Annotated in this window: 1 protein-coding gene; it reads left to right on the forward strand. The window is 50.4% G+C overall.

Going from position 1 to position 672, the window contains the following annotated elements; all coding sequences use genetic code 11:
• Positions 1-321: 321 nt before the first annotated feature.
• On the forward strand, positions 322-672 hold a 351-nt coding region (locus VZ95_RS20920; RefSeq protein WP_198148476.1), incomplete at its 3' end, for a type 1 periplasmic-binding domain-containing protein.

Here is a 672-nt window from a genome sequence, read left to right on the forward strand (position 1 = left end):
CGTAAACCGGCAGAAACGACACGCCAACGGCATCGGCGGCGACCAGCGCCAAAAACGAGAGTTTGATTGGCCAAAGCCGTTGCCTGTGCGCGGTCATCCCAGGCTGATACCCTTTTAACGTCAGCACGCGCCGTCCCTCTCCTCGAAGATTGGCGACCGTCTGAATATCTAAATAGGCTTTTTAAAGATTCTACCGCACGGCGCAAGGGCGAATGGCAATAGTCATAAAATTGTAAATTGTGATTAACGGCGGTCATTCTTATACACTGTCAGGACTAGTTTTATCGACCGCTGCCCTACGATTACAACGAGGCTTTCTCCATGCTCCCTAAGATCCTTAAGGCAACTTTGGTCTCGGCCAGTATTATTGCCGCTTTTTCCGCAACCTCTGCCGTGGCACAAGAAAAGAATGTGCTGATGGTCCTGTGGAAAAGCTGGATGCCGGCAGATAAAGCCTTCGCTCAGAAGTTAAAAGACTCGGGCGCGACAATTCATTACTCGGAAATTAATGCCGAGCAAGACCGCTCGAAACTCGCAACGGCGATCCGCGTTGTCGAGGGCGATATTGCCGCTAAGAAGTTCGATTTGATCTATAGCTACGGCACGGTTTCGACGCAGGTTACCAAGGCGACGGTGAAAAATAACACGCCGGTTGTTTTCAATATCGTCTTC

It is taken from the genome of Elstera litoralis (assembly GCF_000963705.1).
Taxonomy (GTDB): domain Bacteria; phylum Pseudomonadota; class Alphaproteobacteria; order Elsterales; family Elsteraceae; genus Elstera; species Elstera litoralis.